Origin of the sequence: Nonomuraea sp. NPDC049152, from assembly GCF_040648355.1 — a bacterium.
Classification (GTDB): Bacteria; Actinomycetota; Actinomycetes; order Streptosporangiales; family Streptosporangiaceae; genus Nonomuraea.
In genome coordinates this window covers 325,414-348,564 of sequence record NZ_JBEZDO010000001.1, presented here as the reverse complement: position 1 = coordinate 348,564, position 23,151 = coordinate 325,414, and the positions used below count along the sequence as shown (strand labels likewise).

Here is a 23,151-nt window from a genome sequence, read left to right as displayed (position 1 = left end):
AGCAGTTTACCGAGTTTCGTCGGCCACGAGCAGGGCCTCGGCGCCCACGGGCGCGAACCCCGCAGCGAGGAAGGCCCGCAGGCTGGCCGCGTTGCCCGGCGCGATCTGCGCCCACAGCGGCTCGTCGCACAGCCCGCGTGCCGCCGAGGCCAGCCTTCTGCCCACACCACGCCCCCTGTGCTCGGGGTCGACCTCCACCGACACCTCCCAGCGTCCCGCCACGCCCCTGCCGATCGTCAGCACCCCCTCCTCACACGCCCATACCCGTACGGCGTCGCGGTGGCTCATGGCCCGCGCCACCCTGGGACGGTCGTCTCCGGTGACCTCGGCGAGCCCGGCGGGCGGCGACCCGTCAAGCGGCTGGGCGAGGACGAGCGCGTCGACGTTGTCCACCGTCCGGCCCGTCTCCAGCTCCAGCGCGCGCAGGAACGGCGGGTTCAGCGGCGCGGACAGGTCGCCCTCGGGCAGCCTGTCCCTCAACCAGCCGTGGTCGAGGTCGGCGAAGACCACACTGTGCCCCGTGAAGGCGATCACGCCCATGTCGCGGGGGCTGGGCTGGGGGACGATCGTCACCGTTCCGTCGGCGTCGGGCAGCTTTCCCGCCGCCACGCTGGACAGCAGCTCGGCCAGCATCATCCGGATTCCTCCAACTAATCTCGACCGATGAAGTATCTGATCCTGATCTACAGCAATCCGACGACTCGGGAGCTGTAGGGCCAGTTCTCCGAGCTGACCAGGACGCTGTCGGGGGCGCCCGTCGGGCCGTACCAGGTGCAGGCGGCGATCGCGGTGCACGACGAGGCGGCGCCGGGCACCACAGGGTGCACGCGGTCCGTGCCCACCTGCTGGAGCTGGCGTGGACAGGGAGGGGGCCCGCGTCCACTACGAGCTGGCCGCCAGGACGACGCTGAGCGTCCCCGAACGGCGCTACCTCGAATCCCGCGCGGCCCCGTAGCCCCGGCGTCCCCTGAGGGGGTCAGAGGTCGCGGGACCAGACCTGTTCGACGACGTCCACCCCGTTCTCGACCGACTTCTCCTCCGAGTCCAGCGCGAACCCCGCCGCCTGGTAGATCTTGCGCGCGCTCACCAGAGAGTCCCTGGTCCACAGCATGATCCGCTTGTACCCCGACTCCCGCGCATGCCGCAGACACTCCTCCACCAACCGCCGCCCCAGGCCGAGCCCGCGGGCCGAGGGCTCCACCAGCAGCATCCGCAGCTGCGCCGTGCTCTCGTCCCTGTGCACGCAGAACACCGACCCGACGGGCGTCCCGTCGATCTCCGCGATCCACCCCGCGTCCTTCGCAGGGTCGTAGTCGCTGACGATCCGCGCCACGAGCTTCTCGAACTCGAGCCCCCAGCCGTACTCCCTGCTGTAGAGCGCCCCGTGCCGCCACACGACCCACCCGAGGTCGCCCGTGCGCGGCGGCCTGATGACGTACGGCGCCCGCGCGGGCGACGAGGCCCTGTCGAGCACCGCCCTGATCGACGACATCCCCTCGGTCAGCCGAACCTGCTCCTCCTCGCTCAGCCCGTCGAGCAGCGCGCCGATCTGCTCGCTCTGGCGCAGGTCGAGCCGGGCGAAGGTGGCCGCTCCCGCCTCGGTGAGCCGGACGACCTGCTTGCGGGCGTCGGTCGAGGACCGCTCCTTGGCGAGGAGGCCGTCGCTCTCGAACCTGGTCAGGATCCTGCTGAGGTATCCGGCGTCGAGGTCGAGCATCCGCCGCAGCTCGCCCGCCTCCAGCGCGAGCCCGTCGGCGTTGGCCAGCTCGAACAGCACCCTCACCTCCGTCAGCGAGTAGGGCGAGTCGAGCATGCCGATCTGCAGGACGCCGATCACCTTGGTGTAGAAGCGATTGAAGGCCCTGATCTCGGCAATCCTTGCCTCAGTCAACGAGTTCATTGACATAGTCAAGCATGAAAGGATGCCTGATGTGAAGCAGCTCTTTATCGGTGGATACGGCCCCTCCATCCTCACCGCGAGCAAGGATCTGGACGTGATCGCGCGGACCGCGGCCGTCAAGGCCTCCTTCCTCGCCTCCCATCCCACGTTGCCCGTCCTGTACGCCGTGGGGGAGGAGGACAGCGGCACCGTGACCGCCTACACGGTGACCGGCGGTGAGCTGTCGCTGCTCGGCGAGCGGCCGAGTGAGGGAAGCCAGCCCTGCCATCTGGCCGTGCATCCAGGCGGAGAGCTGCTGGCCGTGGCCAACTACGGTGACGGCGTCGTCAGCCTGCACAGGCTCGACGAGGCCGGCGCGTTCGCCGGTGACCCGCTCGTGCTGGCGCACCAGGGTTCGGGCCCTGTATGGGAGCGACAGGAGCGATCCCACGCCCACCAGGCCGTCTTCCACGAGGACGTGCTGCACGTCTCCGACCTCGGCACCGACGAGATCCGCCGCTACGCGCTCGACGGCCGGGCGCTGGAGTTCGTCAAGCTGCCCGCCGGGATGGGGCCCCGCCACCTGGTGTTCGCAGGAGGCCGCTGCCATGTGGCGGGCGAGCTCGACGCCATGGTCCGGACCTACGACGGCGACTGGAACGAGCTGGCGGCCGCGGTCGCCAGCGAGGAGCCCGGCACCAACTACCCCTCGCACATCGACGCGGCGGGCGACTACGTCTACGTCGGCAACCGGGGCCCCGACACGATCTCCGTGCTGCGCGGGTCCGACCTGGCGATGGTGGCGGAGGTGCCCAGCGGGGCCACGTGGCCCCGGCACTTCGCCATCGACGGCACCGGCATGTACGTGGCCAACCAGACCGGTGACGCGGTCACGCTGTTGACCCTGCGCGGCGGAATCCCCCGGCCGACGGACGTCAAGCTCGACGTCGTCGCGCCCGCGTGCGTGCTGCCGCGTTAGCTCTTGCCGAGGATCCCGGCCAGCAGCCGCTTCAGCTCCTCCTCCGTCGCTTCCTTCGTCACGCCCAGGCCGGCCAGCGCCTCCACCGCCGAGCCTTCCTCCAGTGAGAGGATCCCCAGCAGGATGTGCTCGGTGCCCACGTAGTTGTGGCCGAGCCGCAGCGCCTCCCGCAGGGTGAGCTCGAGCGCCTTGGTGGCCTGAGCCGAGAAGGCGATCATGTCGCCCGCGCCGGGTCCCGCGGGGACGGCCACCGCGTCCCGCACGGACGCCGCGTCCGCGCCCAGCGTGAGCATGATCTTGGCTGCTAGGCCCTCGGGCTCGTGCAGCAGGCCGAGGACGAGGTGGCCCACCTCGATCTGGTCGTGCCCGCCGTCGCGGGCCTCCGCCTGCGCCTCGATGACGACGTGGCGGGCGCGCTCGGTGAAGCGGGCGAAGTTGCGCAGATCCTCGGCGAGGGTGGGCCCGTCCTTGGACACGAACCGCTTCTGCGCGGCCTGCTTGGACACGCCCATGCTGCGGCCGATCTCCGTCCACGAGGCGCCCGAGTGGCGGGCCTGGTCGACGAAGTGGCCGATGAGGTGGTCGGCCACTTCGCCGAGGTGTTCTCCGAGGGTGACCGCGTCGGAGAGCTGGGCGAGGGCGTCGCCCCCGCGGGTCTTGATCGCTGAGATCAGGTCGTCGAGCCTGACGGTGTTCTCCATGCGTCAACCATAGGTTGACGCTCGAGGAGCGTCAACCGCGAGTTGACGATCGGCTCACGGCGTCGCGCCACCGCTCGTAAGCCGCGTCGTCGCGCTCGCCTGGCTCGAAGCGCCGGTCCAGCCGCCACGTCTTGCGCAGCTCCTCCGTCGACCCCCACACCCCCGAGCCGAGCCCCGCGAGGAAGGCCGCGCCCAGCGCCGTCGTCTCCTGGACCACCGGACGCTCGACCGCGATGCCCAGCTGGTCGGCCTGGAACTGCATGAGGAGATCGTTGGAGCTGGCGCCGCCGTCGGCCTTCAACGCGGCGACCTCGGGCATCGTCTCCACCACGTCGCGCACCTCGAAGGCGATGGCCTCGAGCGTCGCCCGCACCAGGTGGGCGCGGGTCGTGCCGCGCGTGATGCCGGTGATCGTGCCGCGCGCGTCGGGGTCCCAGTGCGGCGCGCCGAGGCCGGTCAGCGCGGGCACGAACACCACCCCGCCGCTGTCGGGCACCGTACGGGCCACCGCCTCCGACTCGGGCGCGGTGTGGATCAGGCCGAGGCCGTCGCGCAGCCACTGCACGGCCGCCCCCGTCACGAAGATCGCGCCCTCCACGGCGTAGGTGCGCTCGCCCGAAGGTGTCTGCCACGCGACCGTGGACAGCAGGCCCGCGTCCGAGCGGACGATCTCGCTGCCGGTGTTGACCAGCAGGAACGAGCCGGTGCCGTAGGTGCACTTCACCTCGCCTTCGCCGAAGCAGGTCTGGCCGAACAGCGCCGCCTGCTGGTCGCCGGCCATCCCCGTGATGGGCAGGTCGAGCCCCAGGAAGGCCTCGGGGGCCGTCCTGCCGATCTCTCCGTGGTTCGGGACGATCTCCGGCAGCGCGTGCGAGGGGACGCCGAACAGCTCGCACAGCTCCTCCTCCCACGTGCCGGAGGCCAGGCCGTACAGGAGTGTGCGGGAGGCGTTGGACGGGTCGGTCACGTGCCGCGCGCCCGCCGTCAGCCTGGCGATCAGGTAGGCGTCGACGGTGCCGACCACGCTCTCGCCCGAGGTGACGCTCTCCCACGCTCGCGGGTCGTGGGCCGCCAGCCAGGTCAGCTTGGTCGCGGTGAAGTAGGGGTCGAGGCGCAACCCGGTCAGCTCGGACACGCGGGGCTCGTGGCCCGCCTCGCGCAACCGCGCGCAGATCTCGGCCGTCCTCCTGTCCTGCCAGACGATCGCGCGGCGCGGCGCGGCCAGCGTCCGCCTGTCCCACAGGACCGCCGTCTCCCGCTGGTTGGTGAGGCCGACGCAGGTGGGCGCCGCCGAGGCTGCGTCCAGGGCCGTACGGCAGGCCGCGAGCGTCGCCTGCCAGATCTCCTCCGGTGTGTGCTCGACCCACCCGGGATGGGGGAAATGCTGGGGGAACTCCTGATATGCCCGCGACTCGACCCGCCCCTCATCGGTGACCACCAGGGCGGTTACTCCTGTTGTGCCTGCGTCTATCGCCAAAACGCTCACGGCGCCTCACCTTTTGGTCTAGACCATTGTCGGTGCCAGGAGGCACAATTCGTTGCGTCGGCGATACGCCGATCGCACCGCCCCATTAGTTTGGCCGTGAACCCCATCGGGAGGAACCCGCCATGCGTATTGGAGTGCTCACCGGAGGCGGAGACTGCCCCGGTCTGAACGCTGTGATCAGGGCTGTTGTTCGCAAGGGTGTCAGTGCTTACGGACACGAGTTCGTCGGGTTCAGAGACGGCTGGCGTGGCCCCCTCGAGGGCGACACCATGCCGCTCGACATCCAGGCCGTGCGAGGAATCCTGCCTCGTGGCGGCACGATACTCGGCTCGTCCCGCACCAATCCGATCAAGATCGAGGGTGGTGTCGACCGGATCAAGGACAATCTCGCGACCGGCGGGATCGACGCGTTGATCGCCATCGGCGGGGAGGACACCCTCGGTGTCGCCCGCCAGTTGTTCGACCGTGACGTCAATGTGGTCGGCGTGCCCAAGACGATCGACAACGATCTGTCGGGGACGGACTACACCTTCGGTTTCGACACCGCCGTCAACATCGCCACCGAGGCCATCGACAGGCTCCACACCACCGCCGAGTCCCACCACAGGGCGCTCATCTGCGAGGTGATGGGCCGCCACGCGGGCTGGATCGCCCTGCACGCGGGCATGGCGGGCGGCGCCAACGTCATCCTCATCCCCGAGAAGCCGTTCGACATCGACCGCGTCTGCGAGTACGTCGAGTCGCGCTTCCGCACCCGCTACTCGCCGATCATCGTGGTCGCCGAGGGCGCCCACCCGATCGAGGGGCAACTGGCGCTGCAGGCGGGCGAGCTCGACTCCTTCGGCCACGTACGGCTCGGCGGCATCGGCGAGGTGCTGGCCAAGGAGATCGAGAAGCGCACAGGCAAGGAGGCCCGCACGACCGTGCTGGGCCACATCCAGCGCGGCGGCACGCCGACCGCCTTCGACAGGGTGCTGGCCACCAGGTTCGGCCTGCAGGCGATCGACGCGGTCCACTCGGGCGACTTCGGGACGATGGTGGCGCTGCGCGGCACCGACATCGTTCGGGTAGGGCTCGACGAGGCCACCTCGCAGTTGAAGACCGTGCCGGTCGAGCGCTACGCGGAGGCCGAGGTCTTCTTCGGTTAAGCGGATTGCAAGTGGCGGGCCGTACCTTGAGGGCAGAGCGGGAGACCGCTCCATTCCCCTCCAGGTACGGCTTGTGCCCCGACTGTTGCGGCCCCGATGTGAAGGGGCGCAAGCCGTACCCTCGGAGTCCGGTTTCGCGCTCGCCTGCCGGCCTCGGCCGGACGGTCGTCATGATCTCCTGCGGAGGACCCTCGGCCCGATGATCGCGGAGAAGGCCGCGCAGGACCGTGGACCCGGCCCTTCGCGACCCTCTCGTCCGGGAGACTCGGCCCTTGATCCGGTGAACCCCTCGGCTCGTCGTGGAGCCGGTCTCGGGGAGGACCCGCGAGTCTCGCCACCCTCTCGTTCGGGAAGACCTCAGCCCCGTTGATACGGGTAGGGCTGGGGCCGGCCCTGCGGGGCGCGCGCCCTTCTGGGATCGGGCCGGCCCCCCTGGGGCATGCCGTATTCGGGCCCGCCGTATTCGGGACCACCGTATTCGGGTCGTCCCTGGGGGGCGGGCCGTGCCTGCGCAGCCCGTCCCTGGGCGGGGCGGGCGGGCCGGGAAGGCATGGGCGGACCCGGGGGAACGTTCGCGGGCGCGCTCAGGGTCTGCGCGCGTTCCGCCGCCTGGCGGCGCATCTCGAGACGGGCCATCAGCTCGGCGTCCTCCTGGAGCTCCTCTTGTGAAGGAGACAGGATGACCATCAGCAGCATGGTCAGCGTGATCAGGCTGACCACCGTCATCAACGGCACGAGGAACGACAGCGCGTCCGCGCCGCCCACGTGCCCCTGCTGGTGGTGGAGCTGGACGCTCATCGCGAACATGCCCGTGTAGTGCATGCCGCAGACGGCCACACCCATGATCAGGGCGGCGCCGGTGATCGCCGCCGCGCGCCTGACCCGCAGCGTGAACCACAGCGCGACCGTCGCGGCGACGACCGCGATGGCGACAGAGGCCGCCACGATCGTCGGATCGTAGGAGACGTGGGCCGACATGTTCATGGCGTACATGCCCATGTAGTGCATGGCGGCCACGCCGAGCCCGGTGAGCAATCCGCCGCCGAGCAGGGCGGCCACCTTGGCGCGGCCGTAACCCACAAGGAACAGTCCCGCGCCGACGAAGACGACGGCCACCAGCGCGGAGGCGACGGTGAGCGGCACGTCGTACCTGATCTCGGTGCCCTCGACGTCGAAGCCCATCATGGCGATGAAGTGCATGACCCAGATGCCGGTGCCACCGATGGAGATGGCGGCCCCGATGAGCCATCGGGCACGCGAGTAGCCGGTCGAGGCGTGGGCCTGGGCGGTGAGGCGCAGTCCGAGCATCGACCCCATGCACGACATCACGTAGGCGAGGATCGGCGTGAGCGGACCCTGGGTGAAATGATTCATGTTGTGACAATCCTTGCCATAGGGATCTCCCGGATTGTGGCAGTGGTCTGTCCGATTTGCATGGATAGTTCGACTATCTGTCAGAAAAGTCTGTCGGAAACGTGAGAATGTCTCATGGACTCTGCCTTCTGGCGGGCGATCGCCGTGTTCAGGGTCGCGTCGCTGGTCTACGCGGCGGTGCTGATGGTCCAGCACGAAGGCTTCGCCCACCCGGTCCTGGGGTGGACGGTCATCGCGATCATGGCGCTGTGGACCGCGGCCGCCACCTTCTGCTACTCCGTCGAGGCCATGCGCGGGTGGCCGTTGCTGGTCATCGACATGCTCGTGGCGCTGGCGTGCCTGCTGGCCACGCCGTACGTGCAGGGGGCGTTTCAGGGAGAACTGGGCAGCATGCCGGTCCCCGCGATCTGGGTGGCGGGCCCCGTCCTGGCATGGGCCGTGTACGGCGGGCGCCGCCTCGGCGGGGTCGCCGCGGCGATCGTGGCGGGCGCCGACCTCTGGGTGCGGCTGAACGGGCCTGGCGCGCCGATCCTGATCAACGGGGCGGTCCTGCTGTTCATGGCGGGGATCGTCGTCGGCCACGTGGCGCGCCTGGCCATCAGGGCAGAGGAGCGCATGCAGCGGGCCGTCGAGATGGAGGCCGCGCAGCGCGAACGCGAACGCCTCGCCCGCGGAATCCACGACTCCGTGCTCCAGGTGCTGGCGCTGGTCAAGCGGCGCGGTCAGGAGATCGGCGGCGAGGCGGCCGAGCTCGGCAGGCTCGCGGGGGAGCAGGAGGCCGCGCTGCGCGAACTGGTCGCGGTGCGGCCCGCCCCGACGGGGTCGGCGGACCTGCGGGCGCTGCTGATGAGGTTCGGGTCGGCCCAGGTGACGGTGTCCACTCCGGCCACGCCGCTCGTCATGCCCACCGCCATGGCCGAGGAGACGGCCGCGGCCGTACGGGCGGCGCTCGACAACGTGCGCGCCCACTGCGGTGAGCAGGCGCGGGCCTGGGTGTTCGCGGAGGAGGGCGACGGCGAGGTGACGGTCAGCGTGCGGGACGAGGGGCCGGGGATCGCCGACGGACGGCTGGAGCGGGCGAAGGCCGACGGGCGGCTCGGGGTGGCCCAGTCCATCAAGGGACGCGTGGCCGACCTCGGCGGCCGGGTCTCGATCCTGTCCGCACCCGGCGAGGGCACCGAAGTGGAGATCACCGTGCCCGCGCCGCTCCTCTAGCGTTGCGCCCGAAGTCCTAGAGTTGCGGCATGGTGCGGGTGATGGTGGTCGACGACCATCCCATGTGGCGCGACGCGGTGGCCAGGGACCTGGCCGAGGCGGGGTATGAGGTGGTCGCGGCGGTGGGTGAGGGACGGCAGGCGTTGCGGGTGGCCCAGGCGGTCAGGCCTGACGTGGTCGTCCTCGACCTGCATCTGCCCGACCTGTCGGGCGCGCAGGTCGCGAGCGGGCTGCCGGGGGTGAAGATCCTGGTGCTGTCGGCCAGCGCCGAACAGGAGGACGTGCTGGAGGCGGTCAAGGCGGGGGCCTGCGGCTACCTGGTCAAGTCGGCCGGCAGGGAGGAGTTCCTCGACGCGGTGGCGCGAACCGCCGCGGGCGACGCCGTCTTCACTCCGGGGCTCGCCGGGCTGGTGCTGGGGGAGTACCGCAGGCTGGCGACCAGGCCGCAGACCCAGCCCGAAGGGCCCCGGCTGACCGATCGGGAGACGGAGGTGCTGCGGCTGGTGGCCAAGGGGCTGTCGTACAGGCAGATCGCCGACCGGCTCGGGCTCAGCCACCGGACCGTGCAGAACCACGTCCAGAACACGCTCAACAAGCTCCAACTGCACAACCGTGTCGAACTGGTCCGCTACGCGATCGAACAGGGCCTCGACGAGGACCTCTGACGCGGCCCCCTCGCCGCTCCCGTCGGGGCGCGACTCGACGGGAGCGGCAGGAACCCGGAAGACGGGCGGGGCTCTCCGCTCCCCGGCGGACTAAACTCGATGGGTCGCGGCGTTGCAGATGGCGCCGCGTTCCCACATTCCTCCCGGAGGTTCCCGCCATGACGATGTCCGCCCTGGGCGAGCCGTGCGTTCTGCTCAAGCTGGGGGAGATCGTCCTGAAAGGCAAGAACCGCGAGCTGTTCGAGCGCAGGCTCGTCGGCAACATCCGCGCCGCCCTGAAGGACTTCGACCTCAAGACCGAGGTGCGCCAGCGCCACGGCGTCATCGCGATCTTCCTGCCCGAGGGCACCACCGTCGAGGTGGCCGACCAGGTCGCCCAGCGCGTGACCGATGTGCCCGGCCTGGTGTGGATCCACCGCGCGTGGCGCGTGGCCAAGGACCCCGACACCGTCGTGAAGGCCGCGCTTGAGCTGATCAAGGATCGCGACGAGGTCAAGCGGGGAGCGACGTTCGCCGTACGCTCCCGCCGCCGCGACAAGCGCTTCCCGCTGCGCTCCAACGAGCTCGACCGCCTGGTCGGCGGCACCATCAACGACACCTACGGCCTGCCGGTCAACCTGAAGCGCCCCGAGCTGACGGTCTTCATCGAGGTCGACCGCGACGAGGTCTTCGTCTTCACCGACGGCCTGCCGGGCCAGGGCGGACTTCCCGTCGGCAGCAGCGGCAGGGCCCTGGTGCTGATGTCCGGCGGCATCGACTCGCCCGTGGCCGCCTACCGCATGATGCGACGCGGACTCCACGTCGACTTCCTGCACTTCTCCGGCATCCCCTTCACCACCTCCGAGTCGATCTACAAGGCCTACGCGCTCGTCCGCAAGCTCGACCGCTTCCAGGGCAAGTCACGGCTGTGGGTCGTGCCGTTCGGGAAGGCGCAGCAGTCGATCAGGACCTCGGGCCAGGACAGGCTCGCGGTGATCGCGCAGCGGCGGCTCATGCTGAAGACGGCCGAGGAGGTCGCGCACCGCATCAGGGCGGGGGCGCTCGTCACCGGCGACGCGCTCGGCCAGGTGTCGTCGCAGACGCTGCAGAACATCACCGCCCAGGACAACGCGGTCGACCTGCCGATCCTCCGACCGCTGATCGGCTGGGACAAGACCGAGATCATGGCCGAGGCGCGGCGCATCGGCACGCTGGAGATCTCCGAACTGCCCGACGAGGACTGCTGCACCCTGCTGGCCCCCAAGCGCGCGGAGACACGCGCCAGGATCGAGGACCTCAAGCTGATCGAGAAGCGCCTCGACGCCGAGGAGCTGGCGGTGCAGCTGGCGGACTCGATCCAGGAGTACACCCTCTGACGGCGCGGGCCCTCACCACGGTGCGCTTCCGACTCATCAGCGACGCCGGCCGGGCTTGTCGACGATCACGGCCTTGAGCAGGCTGTCCCAGCCGACGATCTGGCCCTTCTTCAGGGGGACGCCGTTGCTTCCGTCGTGGTCCCGGACAGCGATGGTGCGGTATCCCATGTACTCGTAGGTCTTGGGGTTGATGAAGATCTCCTCGCGCAGGTAACCGCTCTGGACGCGGTAGAGGGTGACGCACGAGCGCTTGGCCAGGTCCGTGGACCGGGCCTCGTATCGCACGCCGGGGATCTTCGCCATGGCGCCGTACATGGCGGCGCGGAGCCTGGAAGGCAGCACGGCATCGCGCATCCCCTGCGCGATCTGCTGGAACGCCCACGTGTTGCGTTGCCCGGCGGTCAGGGGAGGCGCCGCGTCCTCGGCCATCGCCGTCGCCTCCTCAGACGTCTTCCCCTTCCTCATGGCCATCACCTTGGCCCTCGCGAAGGCGTCGGCGCGCCTCTTGGCGTCCTCGGCGTCGACTTGCTCGTAGACGCGGGCGAGCAACGCGGCGGGCTCGGTCGGCAGCGAGAACAGCCATGGGTAGGCCACCTCGAACTCCGAGCCGTCGATCACCTCCAGCTTCCCGTTCTCCTTGACGGCGAACTTCTTGTCGTCCACGCGGCGCCACATCTCATGGATCGTCGTCCTCTTGGGGGAGCCGAACAGCCCTTCGCCGCCGTCCCCTTGAGTCTGGGCGTACTGGGTTTTCACGTACGCCCATTGCGTGGGCTTGAACGTGGCCTCGGAATCGCCCGCGGCCACCACCGCCGCGTTGTTGGCCAGGTCCTCCGCGTTGGCGACCGGGCGCAACTCGACCGGGCGCGACTCGAGTGGGAGCAGTTCGAGACCCGGGCTGGCCGGCCGTCCTCCGGGTCGGTCCCGATCCACTCCGGGACCGGCCACCGCGATCGCCGCGACCAGCGTGAGAGCGGTCATGCCGGCCAGGCCGAGCCCCCACGCGGGCCGGGCACGGCGGGCGGCCGAAAGCCATGACGTGTTCCTGACCGGGGCCTGGCGGATGTGCGCGGTCAGCCGGGAACGGGCCGCGGCGATGCTCTCCGGAGGGGGATCCGCCAGCGCGTCGTGACGATCCCGCAACTGCTGCAGCTCATCCATGGTCCACTACCTCCCGTGCCGTGGGGCCCAATGTCTTGCGGAGCTTGCGTCTGGCCCGGTTGACCCGGGAGCCGACGGTGCCGATCGGGATGGAAAGGGCGTGCGCCACCTCGGCGTACCTGAGCTGGGCGCAGGCGATGAGCAGCAACGCGTCACGGTCTCCCTTGGACAGCCCCGCCAGGCCCCGCGCCAACGCGGGGCTCAATTGCTCGGCGGCCACCTGATCCGCCACCCGGTCGGCGTGGTTGCCGACGTCGTCCCTGGTCACCGAGCGGCCGAGGGCGCGATAGAACCGGATCTCGCTCCGGCGGTGCCTTCCGATCAGGTTGGTGACGATCCCGTAGAGCCAGGCCCGAGCCTCGGGGCAGGTCAGGTCGTAGCGGTCCCGCTGGTCGAAAGCGGCGAGAAACGTCTCGGCGGCGACGTCGTCAGCGGCACTCGGCCCGAGCCTGGCCGCCGCGTACCGGCGTATCGAGGTGAAGTACCGATCAAAGATCATCGAGAACCACTCGGGCTCGTGGCGCGACTTCTCGATGATCGCCGCGTCGGTCGTCCCCTCGGCATCCGTGTCGGAGGGGTAGGGGTCAGGGTCATGCATCCGGCGCCCTTCTCGAGAAGTGATCAGCGCTGATTGCCCGAACTCCGGAATCTTCTTCGCACTCTCGACGATGAAATGTGGGATCTGGCCAGATTTCGCGATGGACGGCGGTCCGAAGAGCAAAGGACCCCGAGGAGCGTGTCCCAGAAGGGCCGGTCTCAGGGGGTGTCGAGCTTGAAGGGGTCGTGTTCGGCGAGGAGTTTGTCGAGGCGGGCCTGGTCGACGCGGTTGGTCACCGCGCTGAGCTCCTGACGGTCGCGCACCACCTTGGCCAGGGTGAACGCCGACGTGATCACGTACAGGACGCCGACCGTGAGAAAGGCCCTGATCCATCCGGAGACCGGCAGGTAGGCCACGCCGATCGCCACCGCGGCCACTGACAGGCCGAAGGAGAGGACCGACTGGATGTAGTAGGCGGTTGTCTGGGTGGGCTGGATCGGTTTGTTCATGGCTCGATGATGATGTTCCGTGAACGCCGACACATGCGGAGAACTACTTAGTTACTCGTGAGTACGGCAGGCGGTTCGTGGCGCGCCCGCCGTACCAGCCCGAAGCCCATCGACCCTCGGATCGGGTCAGACCGCGAGTGCGTCGCCGACGACGCCCCTGCCCATCAGCCCGGGGAACGTCCGCATGATCGTGGCGAGCTCGCGCAGGTCGCCGTCGACCAGGGCCTGCGGGCCGTCGCACAGGGCCTGCTCGGGGTGCGGGTGCACGTCCACGATGACGCCGTCGGCGCCGACCGCGATGGCGGCCCGGGTCAGCGGCAGCACCAGGTCACGCCGGCCGCCCGAGTGGGAGGGGTCGATGATGACCGGCAGGTGCGACAGCCGCTGGGCGACGGGGACGGCCGACACGTCGAGGGTGTTGCGGGTGGCGGTCTCGAAGGTGCGGATGCCCCGCTCGCAGAGCACGATGTCGAGGTTGCCGCGCTGGGCGATGTACTCGGCCGCCATGAGCCACTCCTCGATGGTGGCGTTCATGCCGCGCTTGAGCATGACAGGCTTGCCCGCCGCGCCGACGGCCTGCAGCAGCGCGAAGTTCTGCGCGTTGCGGGTGCCGACCTGCAGCATGTCGGCGTAGGAGGCGACAAGGTCGACGTCGTGGGCGTCCACGACCTCGGTCACGATCGGCAGCCCGGTCTCCTCGCGCACGTCGGCGAGGATGCGCAGGCCCTTCTCGCCGAGTCCCTGGAAGGCGTAGGGGGAGGTGCGCGGCTTGTAGGCGCCGCCTCGCAACAGGGTCGCGCCCGCGGCCTGGGCCATCTGGGCCGCCTCGAGCGTCTGCTGCGGCGTCTCGACCGCACAAGGGCCGGCGATGAGCGTCACGGTGTCGGGGCCGATCGGCACCCCGCCGACGTGCACGGTGGACCGGTCGGGGTGGTTCTCCCTGCTCACCAGCTTGTACGGCGTCGACACCCGCATGACGTCGCGCACCCCGCTCATGCCACGTAGGTTGACGGTACTGAGCTGCGTGACGTCGCCTACCAGGCCGACGATCGTGCGCTGCACGCCCCTGCTGACGAACGCTTCCACTCCTGCCGCCTGCACGAGGCCGACCACTGCCTCGACGTCGGCCTGGGTCGCCTCGGGGCCCATCACGATGACCATGATTCTCTCCTTGGAAATGACGAAGGCCCCGGGTCCTTGTGGACCCGGGGCCTTCGTTTCGCCTGTGTGCTAGCGCATCACCAGATGGCGAACGGTCCGATCGGGTCCGTCGCCATACCAAAACAGGAAGGTGATGTGCATAGTGCCGCAATAGTAGCGCATGCCGGAGGCGTGGCAACCAGGCACCGCGTCGGGGCGGCACCGAGCGGGATGGGAGGATGGCCTTGAACACAGTCGGCGAGGGAGTGATCGTGGAAGAGTCGCGCCTGCCCCCAGGCCAGTACATTCCACGCGGCCGACCCGTCATCCACTACGGCCGGGTTCCGCGATTCAAGCAGGACACCTGGGACTTCCAGGTCTTCGGCGCGACGGCCTCGGGCGAGGAGCACCGCTTCACGTGGGAGGACTTCGAGCGGCTGCCGCGGACGTCGGTCATCGCCGACTTCCACTGCGTGACGAAGTTCTCACTCATGGGCAACGAGTGGGCCGGCGTGACGGCGCAGACCATCATGGCGGCCGCGCCACCCGCCGGCGGCGTCCACCACGTGATGATCTGGGCGGAGTACGGCTACAGCGCCAATCTCAGGATGTCCGACCTGACGGCTCCAGGCACGCTGTTCGCCACGGAGCTCGATGAGAAGCCGCTGGCCCCCGAGCGGGGCTTCCCTGTGCGCATCGTCGTCCCGCACCTGTACGCGTGGAAGAGCGTGAAGTGGGTGCGGGCGGTGGAGTACCTGACGGAGGACAGACGCGGCTTCTGGGAGGAGCGCGGCTACCACAACGTGGCCGATCCGTGGAAGGAGCAGCGCTACTCCTACCAGGAGGAGCCGGGCGAGGGGCCGCCTCCCTAGATCTCGCATCGTTCCCACCCGGACACGGTGCGTTGTTGGCTACCGTTGCGCGCATGTCGACCACCGCTTGCGTGGTTCTGGCCGCCTTCGCGTTCATCGCGGGGTTCGCCCTGGCCAGACGGCGTCCCGTGCTACCCGAGGGTGGCTGGAAGGACGAGGCCACGTTCACGACCCTGCACATCGCGGCGATGGCGGCGCCCTCGCTGCGGACGGGGCTGACGAGGGAGTCGGCGCGCAAGGCCGTACGGCATCTGAGGGCGCTGCTCGGCACCTCGGCCGTCGCGATCACCTCCACCGACGCCGCGCTGGCCTGTGACGGGGCCTGCCCCGAGGAGGTGCTGGCGCACGCGCGCACCTCGCTCGCCTCCGGGCGGCCGCACGTGTTCGCGGGGGAGCCGAACGGCGCGGTCGTGGTGCCGCTGACCGTCGAGGGCAAGGTCGTGGGCGCGCTGGCCGCCTACGACGAGGAGCTGAGCGCGGCGCTGGTGCGCACGGTGACCGAGGTGGCCAGCTGGGTCTCGGGACAGCTGGAGCTGGCCGAGCTCGACTCCTCCAGGCGGCGCGCGATGGAGGCCGAGCTGCGCGCGCTGCGCGCCCAGATCTCCCCGCACTTCGTCTACAACGCGCTGACCACGATCGCCTCGTTCGTCAGGACCGATCCGTGCAGGGCCCGCGAGCTCATCCTCGACTTCGCCGACTTCTCCCGCTACGCGCTGCGCAGGGCCCGCGACTTCACGACGCTCGCCGACGAGCTGACCTGCGTGGACCGCTACCTGCTGCTGGAGCGGGCCCGCTTCGGCGACAGGCTGCGCTTCAGCGTGCAGGTGGCGCCCGAGGTGCTGCCGGTGCCGGTGCCGTTCCTGTGCCTGCAGCCGCTGGTGGAGAACGCCATCAAGCACGGCATGGGCGGTCGCGACGGCACCGGCGAGGTCAGGGTCGTGGTTCGCGACGCGGGGCCCGAGGCGCACATCACGGTCGAGGACAACGGCACGGGCATGGAGCCCGAGCGCGCCCGTGAGGTGCTCGACGACGACCCGCGCCGCAGGGGCGGCGGCATCGGGCTGGCCAACGTCGACGTCAGGATGCGGCAGATCTACGGCGAGGGTTACGGCCTGGTCGTGGAGACCGCCGTGGGCGCCGGCACCAAGGTGAAGATGCGCGTCCCCAAGGCCATCCATAGCTCTTTGTAGTCAATTCTTTACTCTAAGCTGGCGTGTCGCTTGTGACCTGTGCGTTCTTGAGGCAACTTGGAACGCATGCTACGCGTTCTGGCCGTCGACGACGAGGTGCCCGCCTTGGAGGAGCTGGCCTACCTGCTCCGTCGGGATCCCAGGGTCGAGCACGTCGTGACCGCCTCCGACGGGGTCACCGCGCTGCAGGACATGGTGCAGATGATCGGCGCGGGAGACCGGCTCGACGGCGTCTTCCTCGACATCCGCATGCCGGGGCTCGACGGGCTCGACCTGGCCAGGCTGATCGGCGGGTTCCCGAGCCCGCCCAGGCTGGTGTTCGTCACCGCCCACGACGACTGCGCGGTGCAGGCCTTCGAGCTGGAAGCGGTCGACTACCTCCTCAAGCCGGTACGCGCCGAGCGGCTCGCCGAGGCGGTGCGCAGGCTCGAGGCGGCCGCCGCCCCCACCTCCGAGTACGGGGCTGACGACGTCATCCCCGTCGAGCTCAGCGGGGTCACCAGGTTCGTGCCGCAGCAGGCGGTCTGGTACGCCGAGGCCAAGGGCGACTATGTGCGCCTGCACACGCCCGACGGCGGCTACCTGGTGCGCATGTCGCTGGCCGCGCTGGAGCGCAGGTGGGCGGGCGACGGCTTCATCAGGGTGCACCGCAGCACGCTCGTGTCCGCCCGCCACGTCAGCGAGCTGCGCTTCGAGGGCGGCAGAGTGCTGCTGACGGTCGGCAAGGAGACGCTGCCGGTCAGCCGCCGCCACACCAGGCAGGTCAGGGAGCAGCTGGTGCGACAGTTCAAGACGCTCACATGAACGCCAGGCGGGTGGTCGTGCCCAGGAGGCCCGCCGCCGTGCAGCGGACTTCCGTGCCGCTCGGGCTCGACGGCCCCGACGGCGACGCCGAGGTCAGAAAGCTCATGGGCAGGCAGGCCAGGAGGGCGCTGGTCACGGTGGCCGCGGTGGTCGTCGTGCTGGTCGCCCTGCCGCTGCTGACGTCCGAACGCGACTGGCTGCTGGTGACGCTGGCCGTCCAGCCGCTGTGGGTGGCGCTGGCCGTACTCCAGCTCAGACGGGCCGAACGCGCGGAACACGAGCCGTGAGCAGCGCCGTCGCCGCGTCGGCGGCCGGCATCACGTTCGTGGTCATCATCTCGGTGATCGTCGGCGCGGTACGGCCAAGGCGCTACGCGACGGTGTCGGAGTTCTACGTGGCGGCGCGGACCGTGCGGCCGTGGTGGAACGGCGCGGCGATCAGCGCGGAGTTCACCTCGTCCGTGGCCTGCCTGGGGCTCGCGGGGATGATCGCCACGCAGGGCGCGCCCGCCCTGTGGTACCCGGTGGGCGCGACGGCGGGCTATGTCGTGATCCTCGCCCTGGTGGTGGCGCCGCTGCGCCGCTCGGGCACCTACACGCTGCCCGACTTCGCGCAGTGGCGGCTCGGGTCGGCCGCGCTGCGCAGGGTCGCCACCTGCTACGTACTGGCGATCGGCCTGCTCTACCTCGTCGCGCAGCTGCACTCGGCGGGGGTGGTGCTGCACCTGCTGACCGGGTCACCGCCGTGGACGGGCTGGCTGTCGGTGACGCTCGTCTCCGTCGTCGTCACGCTCGCGGGCGGGATGGGCAGCGTGACGAGCGTCCAGGCGGTGCAGTACTGGCTCAAGCTCATCGTGTTCGCCGGGGTGGCGCTCGTGCTGTGGTGCGTGTGGCGGTGCCCGGCCGAGACGGGGCCGCTGGAGGTGGCGGGGTTCGCGGCGCCGTACGCGGACGTGCTGAAGAGCTCGGGCGACCCGTCGCCGGCCGGCGTGCTGACCGTGCTGCTGGCCTGCGCGCTGGGCACCATGGGGTTGCCGCACATCATCGCCCGCGTCTACACCAACCGCGACGGGCGCGGCGCGCGGCGCTCGATCGTGGCCACCCAGGTGTTGCTCGGCCTCTTCTTCCTGGTGCCGCCGCTCTACGGCATCCTCGGCCACGTCCACGTGCCCGAGGCCCAGGGCGAGGAGGTCGTGCTCCTGCTGCCCGGCATGATGCTCCCTGGCCTCGCGGGCGACGTCCTGACCGGGATGCTGGCGGCGGGGGCCTTCGCGGCCTTTCTGGCCACCTCGTGCGGCGTGCTGGCCGCCGTGGGCGGCGCGGTGTCGGCCTGCGTGACGCGGGCGGGTGTGAGCGCCTTCCGCCTCGCCACGGCCGCCGTGGCGCTGACGACGCTGACGCTGACCTCGCTCACCACCCCCGGCGGCTCCGTGCTGGGCGTGCTGCTCGGGTTCGGCCTGTCGGCGGCCACCTTCTGCCCGCTGCTGCTGCTCGGCATCTGGTGGCGGCGGCTGACCGCCGCGGGGGCGGGCGCGGGGTTCGCGGTGGGCGGTGGACTCACCGTCGCCTTGGCCGTCGGCGACGTGGTGGGCGTGAAACTCTGGCTGGTGTCCGAGTATCACGCGACCTTCACCGTGCCGCTCGCCTTCGTCGTGATGGTGGTGATTTCCCTGGTCACACCAGGTCGCGTGCCTATGGGCGTGGATCGGATGATGGCCAGGATGCACCTGCCCGAGGAGGTCGCCGGCTCCCTCGATGACCGCTCGTCGCTCGGGGATGGCCACTCATCGCATTGATACTCTCCGTACGTCGATGACTACTGACCGTTCGACGAGCTGTTCTTGAAGAGGGTTTCACGTTCAAGATCGCATCCGTAGTGTTTCGGCATCGAGAGCCACTCCGTCGCATCGGGGGGGCGAGCCGCAAGGCTCACACAGGCCTGATGCGCGGATCCTCCGGTGACCTGCTGGTCACCGAAACGGCGGTCGGGCCCTTTACCGGGGGGTAGGGCCCGCCCGCCGACGACGTGGAGGGGCGCCCGCTGTAGCTGCGTGCCGGACCGCGATCCGGCCATACGGGGGCGGCCGGGTCGCGCGAGCGGCGCCCCTTTACGTCTGCTCCAGCCGGACGGCTCTCGCGTGCCTCAGGCGTCGCGCAGCTTCTTCAGCAGCTCGATGTCCTCGCGGTGCTTGTCGGCCTTGCCCGGCGTCTCGATGCAGATCGGCACGCCCGCCACCGCCGGGTGCCGCATCAGGTCGGCGAACGGCTGGGCGCCGATGTGACCCGCCCCGATGTTCTCGTGGCGGTCCTTCTTCGCCCCGCACACGTCCTTGGAGTCGTTGGCGTGGATCAGCTTCAGCCGGCCAGGCGCGATTCGGTGGAGCGCGTCGAAGGTCTCCTGGACCCCGTGAGGGGCGGTCAGGTCGTGGCCCGCGGCGAACGCGTGGCAGGTGTCGAGGCAGATGCCCGCCTTGGGATGCCAGTCGAGCGCCGCCAGGTAGGGCTCCAGGTCCTGGACGGTGGCGCACAGCATCGCGCCCTGGCCCGCCATCGGCTCCAGCAGCAGGTCGGGGCCGTCGTCCGGGAGCTCCTCCAGCAGCGGCAGCAGGTGCTCGTGCAGCTGGCGCATGGCGGCGTCACGGGACTGGCTGACCGCCGAGCCCGTGTGCACGACCACGCCCTTGGAGCCCGTCGCGATCCCGCGCAGCAGCGTGTGGCGGGTGATGGCGACCGAGCTGGCCAGGGTCTCGGGACTCGGTGAGCCGAAGTTCACCAGATAGGGCGTGTGGATGAAGGAGTCGACGCCCGACTCGGCGAGCTTGGCGTCCTCCTCCGGCTTGCCCATCGTCAGCGCCCAGCCACGCGGGTTCGTGACGAACACCTGGATCATCTCCGCGCCGATCTCGGCCATGTACTTCAGGCCGCCCGTCGCCAGGCCGCCGGTGACGGAGACGTGTCCGCCGATGAGAGATGTAGGGCTCATGATGTGGCCAGTCTAGGCGCACGGGGTGACATTCCAGGTGGTGATCAGTCCCAGGCGACGTCCGGGGAGCGGTAGAAGTTCACCGACTGCGCGCTCCAGCGGGGGCCGTGGGCGGCCAGCCGCCCCTTGTAGTCCTCCCACGAGCGGCCGGAGGGCCGTGACCAGCCGATCTCGGCGATGCCCGGCAGCCGCGGGTAGGTCATGTACTCCAGCGCGCCGGGCGTCTCCAGCGTCTCGGTCCACAGCGGGGCCTCGACGCCCAGGACGTCCTTCTCCGCGACGCCCTCGACGAGCGTGGCGGGATCCCACGCGTAGCTGTCGCCGACCTCGACCAGGCCCGCCCAGTCCAGGCCGTACTCGGTGTCCTGGGTGTACTTCATGTCTAGGTAGGAGCGGTCGGCGGGGGACATGACCAGCTTGGCGCCCCTGGCCACGGCGGCCACGGCGCGGTCGGCCTCGCGCGGGTTCCAGTGCTGGGCCACCGTGCCGGAGGTGATCTCGGCCCAGCCCATGAGCCGCTTGCCGTACTTGTCGACGATCTGCTGGGCGCGGGCGACGAACTTCTCGTAGTCCTCGGGCGAGGTGCTGTGCGCCTCGTCGCCGCCCAGGTCGAGGTACGGCCCAGGCGTCAGCTCGGCCATCTCGCGCACGACGTCGTCGAGGAAGCGGTAGGTGATCTCCTTGCCCGTGCACAGCGAGCTGAAGCCCACCTCCCTCCCCTTGTACGGCTCGCGCGCCTTGCCGTCGCAGTTCAGCTCGGCGTAGGCGGCCAGGGCGGCGTTGGTGTGCCCGGGCGTGTCGATCTCGGGGACGACGGTGACGAACCGGTCGGCGGCGTAGCGCACGATCTCGCGGTAGTCGTCCTGGGTGTAGAAGCCGTCGGTGGCCAGCAGGGGCCAGCTCTTGATCTCGATGCGCCAGCCCTGGTCGTCGGTGAGGTGCAGGTGCAGGTGGTTGACCTTGTAGGCGACGGCCAGGTCGATGTAGCGCTTGACCTGGTCGACGGTGAAGAAGTGGCGGGCGACGTCGAGCATGACGCCGCGGTAGGGGAAGCGCGGCCTGTCCTCGATGCTGAGGCCCGCGATCATCCACGGGCCCCGCTGCGGGGTGGCGCTCTCGACCTTGGCGGGCAGGAGCTGGCGGAGCGTCTGCACGCCGCGGAACAGGCCCTCGGGCGTGGAGGCGGCCAGCCGTACCCTGTCGGGGGTGACGTCCAGGGTGTAGCCCTCCCTGCCGAGATCGCGCCCGCCCGCCTCCTCCAGCGTGATCTCCGCCTCCTGCCGGACCACGGGCAGCGCGTAGCCGGTGGAGCGGCGCAGCAGGCGGGCCAGTTCCTCGGCGACACGCGCGCCCCCGCTCGCGCGCAGGCCGATCCGCGCGCCGGGGGCCAGGGTGAACGTTCCCTCCGTCATCCGCACGGAGGCGGGAAGGGGGATCAGGGGCGCGCCTTTCGGCCCGGGCACGTCGGACGCGCACGCGGTGGCGAGAGCGGACGCCGTCATCAGCGCGGCGAGTCGGCGGTGCGGCAACGGGCGCTCCCAAATTGTAAGGCTTCTTTACATATAACACCTTATTGCAGGCGCAGGGCGAGGAAGAAGTCCACCCTGTCCTCCAGCCGCGACAGGTCCCTGCCCGTCAGGTCCTGGATACGCTGGATGCGGTAGCGCAGAGTGTTGACGTGGACGTGGAGCAGCTCCGAGCACTTGGTCCACGAGCCGGAGCACTGGAGGAAGGCCTCCAGCGTGCGGACCAGGTCGGCCTTGTGCACCTGGTCGTAGGAGCGCAACGGATCCAGCAGGCGGACCCTGAACATGTGGCGCACGTCGTCGGGCACCGAGGCCAGCAGCAGGACGTGCGTCGCCAGCTCGTCCTGGCCGACGACCGCGTCGGGCCCCGGCTTGCCCTCGGCCATGCGACGGGCGTACCTGGCCTCCTCGACCGCGCCGCGCAGCCCCTCGACCTGGGCGATCCCGCTGACGCCCACGGTCAGCCCGCTGCCCGTCAGCCCTGGGGCCAGCTCGTGCACGGCGGCGCGGACGCGGCCGACGAGCTCGCGATCGTCCGAGGGGATGAGCGCGATCGCCTCGTCGCCGACGACCCCGATCGCGAGCGGCGTCAGAGCGCCGCCCACCCCGGACGGCGGTCCCGCGCCGCTGGAGACGGCCGCGTACAGGATCTCCTTGACGACCGCGCGCAGCTCGGCAGGGCGCAGGGTGCCGTGCGCCGCTGCGGCGAGGGCGACGTAGCCCGGCGCCCCCGCCAGTCCCGTGACCTCCAGCCTGGGCAGGATGTCGCTGGGCTTGCCCTCGGTGAACACCAGGCGGACCAGCTCCTGGGCGATGCGCCCCTCGGGGCTGAGCCTGTCGTCCAGGCGGATCCGCTCCAGCGCGGCGACCGCCGCGAGCTCGCCCGCCAGCGCCTGCCGTTCCTCGGGCCAGTCGGTGAAGCAGCCCTCGAACGCGACGAACCAGTCGGCCACCCTGGAGGTGGTCTGCTCGTCGACAGGGAAGATCGAGTAACCGTTGCGGGAGCACGGCAGCCGCTTGACGGTCAGGAACGTCCTGGCCATGGCCATGGCCGTGTCGCGGTCCAGCGGGCTCGAGCCCGACACCAGCCGCCCCGAGGGCGTGAGGACCCAGCAGCGCATGCCGAGGTCCCGCCCGATCATCTCCAGGACGGGGTCGAGCCCCGCCCCCGAGACGAGCTGGCGGTGCCGGTCGAGGACCGCGGTCACGTCCGAGGCGCGGGCCGTCGACAGGTGGCGCACGATGTGCTCGGTGACCTCGGCGAACGACAGCGCCTGCGGCACGTGGAAGAGCGGCATCCGATGCCTGCGGCAGGCGTCGACCAGATCGGCGGGCAGGTCGCCGCTGCGCGCCTCGCAGGCGCCGAGGCCCGAGGCGCCCGCACTGGCCAGCGCCCTGACGAAGGTCTCGCTGTCGGCGGGCGCGCGCCGCCAGATCAGCCCGGTGAGGACCAGCTCGCCGCCGCTGAGATAGCGCCCGGGATCGAGCAGATCGGTAGTGACGACCCACCTGATGGGCCGCTCCAGATCGTCGTGGCCTGCCACGACCGACAGGCCCAGTTCAGGCATGTCGAGCAACGCGTTGAGCCGCATGCACTCGGAGGGTAACCGATGGGTGAACAGGACGT

The 23,151-nt window shown here is 70.3% G+C and carries 23 protein-coding genes; 10 read left to right on the top strand and 13 right to left on the bottom strand.

Annotated elements, in window-relative coordinates; translation table 11 throughout:
- Positions 1–6: 6 nt before the first annotated feature.
- From AB0B45_RS01650 to AB0B45_RS01640, 3 genes are all read right to left on the bottom strand, one after another.
- The gene (locus AB0B45_RS01650) at positions 7–636 is read right to left on the bottom strand and encodes a GNAT family N-acetyltransferase (RefSeq protein WP_358123726.1); all 630 of its coding nucleotides are present in this window, start codon (positions 634–636) and stop codon (positions 7–9) included.
- 47 nt (positions 637–683) lie between these two features.
- Positions 684–842: a hypothetical protein gene (locus AB0B45_RS01645; RefSeq protein ID WP_358123724.1), complete on the bottom strand. Its 159-nt coding sequence runs from the start codon at positions 840–842 to the stop codon at positions 684–686.
- Positions 843–976: 134 nt separating this feature from the next.
- Positions 977–1,900, bottom strand: coding sequence for a bifunctional helix-turn-helix transcriptional regulator/GNAT family N-acetyltransferase (locus AB0B45_RS01640; RefSeq protein WP_358123722.1), 924 nt, complete (start codon positions 1,898–1,900; stop codon positions 977–979).
- 31 nt (positions 1,901–1,931) lie between these two features.
- On the opposite strand from AB0B45_RS01640, the gene AB0B45_RS01635 reads away from it, so the two are divergent.
- Complete coding sequence (locus AB0B45_RS01635; RefSeq protein ID WP_358123720.1) at positions 1,932–2,858, top strand: beta-propeller fold lactonase family protein; 927 nt, start codon at positions 1,932–1,934, stop codon at positions 2,856–2,858.
- On the opposite strand, the gene AB0B45_RS01630 is transcribed toward AB0B45_RS01635, so the two are convergent.
- On the bottom strand, positions 2,855–3,559 hold the full coding sequence (locus AB0B45_RS01630) for a Clp protease N-terminal domain-containing protein (RefSeq protein WP_358123718.1): 705 nt from the start codon (positions 3,557–3,559) through the stop codon (positions 2,855–2,857). The genes AB0B45_RS01635 and AB0B45_RS01630 overlap by 4 nt on opposite strands.
- A gap of 31 nt (positions 3,560–3,590) precedes the next feature.
- The gene (gene glpK / locus AB0B45_RS01625) at positions 3,591–5,045 is read right to left on the bottom strand and encodes a glycerol kinase GlpK (RefSeq protein ID WP_358123716.1); all 1,455 of its coding nucleotides are present in this window, start codon (positions 5,043–5,045) and stop codon (positions 3,591–3,593) included.
- Between the two features lie 122 nt (positions 5,046–5,167).
- On the opposite strand from glpK, the gene AB0B45_RS01620 reads away from it, so the two are divergent.
- A complete protein-coding gene (locus AB0B45_RS01620; protein WP_358123714.1) occupies positions 5,168–6,193 on the top strand; it encodes a 6-phosphofructokinase in 1,026 nt (341 codons plus the stop codon).
- 357 nt (positions 6,194–6,550) lie between these two features.
- On the opposite strand, the gene AB0B45_RS01615 is transcribed toward AB0B45_RS01620, so the two are convergent.
- Entirely contained in the window at positions 6,551–7,567 is a 1,017-nt protein-coding gene (locus tag AB0B45_RS01615; protein WP_358123712.1) for an MHYT domain-containing protein, read from the bottom strand.
- Positions 7,568–7,681: 114 nt separating this feature from the next.
- On the opposite strand from AB0B45_RS01615, the gene AB0B45_RS01610 reads away from it, so the two are divergent.
- The 3 genes from AB0B45_RS01610 (at position 7,682) to thiI (ending at position 10,802) form a co-directional block, all read left to right on the top strand.
- Entirely contained in the window at positions 7,682–8,782 is a 1,101-nt protein-coding gene (locus tag AB0B45_RS01610; protein ID WP_358123710.1) for a DUF5931 domain-containing protein, read from the top strand.
- Between the two features lie 29 nt (positions 8,783–8,811).
- On the top strand, positions 8,812–9,447 hold the full coding sequence (locus tag AB0B45_RS01605) for a response regulator transcription factor (protein ID WP_358123708.1): 636 nt from the start codon (positions 8,812–8,814) through the stop codon (positions 9,445–9,447).
- Positions 9,448–9,605: 158 nt separating this feature from the next.
- On the top strand, positions 9,606–10,802 hold the full coding sequence (gene thiI / locus AB0B45_RS01600) for a tRNA uracil 4-sulfurtransferase ThiI (protein WP_358123706.1): 1,197 nt from the start codon (positions 9,606–9,608) through the stop codon (positions 10,800–10,802).
- 36 nt (positions 10,803–10,838) lie between these two features.
- Here thiI and AB0B45_RS01595 read toward each other — a convergent pair whose 3' ends face one another.
- From AB0B45_RS01595 to aroF, 4 genes are all read right to left on the bottom strand, one after another.
- Positions 10,839–11,963: a hypothetical protein gene (locus tag AB0B45_RS01595; RefSeq protein WP_358123704.1), complete on the bottom strand. Its 1,125-nt coding sequence runs from the start codon at positions 11,961–11,963 to the stop codon at positions 10,839–10,841.
- Entirely contained in the window at positions 11,956–12,561 is a 606-nt protein-coding gene (locus AB0B45_RS01590; protein ID WP_358123702.1) for an RNA polymerase sigma factor, read from the bottom strand. The genes AB0B45_RS01595 and AB0B45_RS01590 overlap by 8 nt, the downstream gene beginning before the upstream one ends.
- A gap of 158 nt (positions 12,562–12,719) precedes the next feature.
- A complete protein-coding gene (locus tag AB0B45_RS01585; RefSeq protein ID WP_358123700.1) occupies positions 12,720–13,010 on the bottom strand; it encodes a YiaA/YiaB family inner membrane protein in 291 nt (96 codons plus the stop codon).
- A gap of 126 nt (positions 13,011–13,136) precedes the next feature.
- A complete protein-coding gene (gene aroF, locus AB0B45_RS01580; protein ID WP_358123698.1) occupies positions 13,137–14,171 on the bottom strand; it encodes a 3-deoxy-7-phosphoheptulonate synthase in 1,035 nt (344 codons plus the stop codon).
- Between the two features lie 218 nt (positions 14,172–14,389).
- On the opposite strand from aroF, the gene AB0B45_RS01575 reads away from it, so the two are divergent.
- From AB0B45_RS01575 to AB0B45_RS01555, 5 genes are all read left to right on the top strand, one after another.
- On the top strand, positions 14,390–15,022 hold the full coding sequence (locus AB0B45_RS01575; RefSeq protein WP_358123696.1) for a molybdopterin-dependent oxidoreductase: 633 nt from the start codon (positions 14,390–14,392) through the stop codon (positions 15,020–15,022).
- Between the two features lie 53 nt (positions 15,023–15,075).
- A complete protein-coding gene (locus tag AB0B45_RS01570) occupies positions 15,076–16,212 on the top strand; it encodes a histidine kinase (protein ID WP_358123694.1) in 1,137 nt (378 codons plus the stop codon).
- A gap of 66 nt (positions 16,213–16,278) precedes the next feature.
- Positions 16,279–17,016: a LytTR family DNA-binding domain-containing protein gene (locus tag AB0B45_RS01565; protein WP_358123692.1), complete on the top strand. Its 738-nt coding sequence runs from the start codon at positions 16,279–16,281 to the stop codon at positions 17,014–17,016.
- Positions 17,013–17,303, top strand: coding sequence for a hypothetical protein (locus tag AB0B45_RS01560; RefSeq protein WP_358123690.1), 291 nt, complete (start codon positions 17,013–17,015; stop codon positions 17,301–17,303). Before AB0B45_RS01565 ends, AB0B45_RS01560 begins: the two co-directional genes overlap by 4 nt.
- Complete coding sequence (locus AB0B45_RS01555; RefSeq protein WP_358123688.1) at positions 17,300–18,811, top strand: cation acetate symporter; 1,512 nt, start codon at positions 17,300–17,302, stop codon at positions 18,809–18,811. The genes AB0B45_RS01560 and AB0B45_RS01555 overlap by 4 nt, the downstream gene beginning before the upstream one ends.
- Positions 18,812–19,158: 347 nt before the next feature.
- Here the strand turns inward: AB0B45_RS01555 and AB0B45_RS01550 are convergent, their stop codons facing one another.
- Genes AB0B45_RS01550 through AB0B45_RS01540 form a run of 3 tightly spaced genes read right to left on the bottom strand, consistent with a single transcriptional unit; the run spans position 19,159 to position 23,116 of the window.
- The gene (locus AB0B45_RS01550) at positions 19,159–19,998 is read right to left on the bottom strand and encodes a deoxyribonuclease IV (RefSeq protein ID WP_358123686.1); all 840 of its coding nucleotides are present in this window, start codon (positions 19,996–19,998) and stop codon (positions 19,159–19,161) included.
- Between the two features lie 44 nt (positions 19,999–20,042).
- Entirely contained in the window at positions 20,043–21,527 is a 1,485-nt protein-coding gene (locus AB0B45_RS01545) for a beta-N-acetylhexosaminidase (protein WP_358123684.1), read from the bottom strand.
- A gap of 41 nt (positions 21,528–21,568) precedes the next feature.
- Positions 21,569–23,116: a PucR family transcriptional regulator ligand-binding domain-containing protein gene (locus tag AB0B45_RS01540; protein ID WP_358123682.1), complete on the bottom strand. Its 1,548-nt coding sequence runs from the start codon at positions 23,114–23,116 to the stop codon at positions 21,569–21,571.
- Between the last annotated feature and the right edge of the window lie 35 nt (positions 23,117–23,151).

Excerpts from the sequence above, each read along its gene's own strand:
- AB0B45_RS01650 (WP_358123726.1), bottom strand. The coding sequence starts at position 636 with ATGATGCTGGCCGAGCTGCTGTCCAGCGTGGCGGCGGGAAAGCTGCCC.
- AB0B45_RS01640 (WP_358123722.1), bottom strand. The coding sequence starts at position 1,900 with ATGAACTCGTTGACTGAGGCAAGGATTGCCGAGATCAGGGCCTTCAAT.
- AB0B45_RS01630 (WP_358123718.1), bottom strand. The coding sequence starts at position 3,559 with ATGGAGAACACCGTCAGGCTCGACGACCTGATCTCAGCGATCAAGACC.
- AB0B45_RS01620 (WP_358123714.1), top strand. The coding sequence starts at position 5,168 with ATGCGTATTGGAGTGCTCACCGGAGGCGGAGACTGCCCCGGTCTGAAC.
- AB0B45_RS01615 (WP_358123712.1), bottom strand. The coding sequence starts at position 7,567 with ATGAATCATTTCACCCAGGGTCCGCTCACGCCGATCCTCGCCTACGTG.
- AB0B45_RS01610 (WP_358123710.1), top strand. The coding sequence starts at position 7,682 with ATGGACTCTGCCTTCTGGCGGGCGATCGCCGTGTTCAGGGTCGCGTCG.
- AB0B45_RS01605 (WP_358123708.1), top strand. The coding sequence starts at position 8,812 with ATGGTGCGGGTGATGGTGGTCGACGACCATCCCATGTGGCGCGACGCG.
- thiI (WP_358123706.1), top strand. The coding sequence starts at position 9,606 with ATGACGATGTCCGCCCTGGGCGAGCCGTGCGTTCTGCTCAAGCTGGGG.
- AB0B45_RS01595 (WP_358123704.1), bottom strand. The coding sequence starts at position 11,963 with ATGGATGAGCTGCAGCAGTTGCGGGATCGTCACGACGCGCTGGCGGAT.
- AB0B45_RS01590 (WP_358123702.1), bottom strand. The coding sequence starts at position 12,561 with ATGCATGACCCTGACCCCTACCCCTCCGACACGGATGCCGAGGGGACG.
- AB0B45_RS01585 (WP_358123700.1), bottom strand. The coding sequence starts at position 13,010 with ATGAACAAACCGATCCAGCCCACCCAGACAACCGCCTACTACATCCAG.
- aroF (WP_358123698.1), bottom strand. The coding sequence starts at position 14,171 with ATGGTCATCGTGATGGGCCCCGAGGCGACCCAGGCCGACGTCGAGGCA.
- AB0B45_RS01575 (WP_358123696.1), top strand. The coding sequence starts at position 14,390 with ATGGCCTTGAACACAGTCGGCGAGGGAGTGATCGTGGAAGAGTCGCGC.
- AB0B45_RS01570 (WP_358123694.1), top strand. The coding sequence starts at position 15,076 with ATGTCGACCACCGCTTGCGTGGTTCTGGCCGCCTTCGCGTTCATCGCG.
- AB0B45_RS01565 (WP_358123692.1), top strand. The coding sequence starts at position 16,279 with ATGCTACGCGTTCTGGCCGTCGACGACGAGGTGCCCGCCTTGGAGGAG.
- AB0B45_RS01560 (WP_358123690.1), top strand. The coding sequence starts at position 17,013 with ATGAACGCCAGGCGGGTGGTCGTGCCCAGGAGGCCCGCCGCCGTGCAG.
- AB0B45_RS01550 (WP_358123686.1), bottom strand. The coding sequence starts at position 19,998 with ATGAGCCCTACATCTCTCATCGGCGGACACGTCTCCGTCACCGGCGGC.
- AB0B45_RS01540 (WP_358123682.1), bottom strand. The coding sequence starts at position 23,116 with ATGCGGCTCAACGCGTTGCTCGACATGCCTGAACTGGGCCTGTCGGTC.